Origin of the sequence: Corallococcus sp. AB049A (assembly GCF_003668885.1) — a bacterium.
Taxonomy (GTDB): domain Bacteria; phylum Myxococcota; class Myxococcia; order Myxococcales; family Myxococcaceae; genus Corallococcus; species Corallococcus interemptor.
In genome coordinates this window covers 1-470 of the sequence record NZ_RAWL01001016.1, presented here as the reverse complement: position 1 = coordinate 470, position 470 = coordinate 1, and the positions used below count along the sequence as shown (strand labels likewise).

Genomic DNA, 470 nt, shown 5'->3' with positions numbered 1-470 from the left:
CGCTGGCCGTGGCTGCGGTGGACAGCAATGACAGCGACGCGGTGTGGCTGACCGCCACCGATTACCTGACGCCGACCACGCTGGCCCTGGCCGAGATCGGCCAGGCACCGGAAACGCTGAAGACCATGCCGGCCTTCTTCGATGCCAAGGGCAAGGTGATCGCCGATGTGGTGTTCACCGCCTACACGATGCCGGGCAAGGACCGGCCGGTGACCTTCGCGCTCAATGGCGGCCCCGGTGCGTCGTCGGTGTACCTCAACATGGGCGCGATCGGGCCCAAGGTGGTGACCTTCGGCTCCGAGGGTGACAGCGCATCGGCGCCGGCCACCCTGCACGACAACCCGGGCACCTGGCTGGACTTCACCGATCTGGTGTTCATCGATCCGGTCGGTACCGGCTTCAGCCGCGCGCGGATCGGCGACGATGAAGCCAAGAAAGCGCTCTACAACCCCAGTGCCGACGTCGAATAC

1 protein-coding gene is annotated in these 470 nt (G+C 66.4%); it reads left to right on the top strand.

Annotated elements, in window-relative coordinates; translation table 11 throughout:
- Nucleotides 1-470 (top strand): S10 family serine carboxypeptidase-like protein (locus tag D7X55_RS46185; RefSeq protein ID WP_199747385.1); only part of this gene is annotated, 470 nt, incomplete at both ends.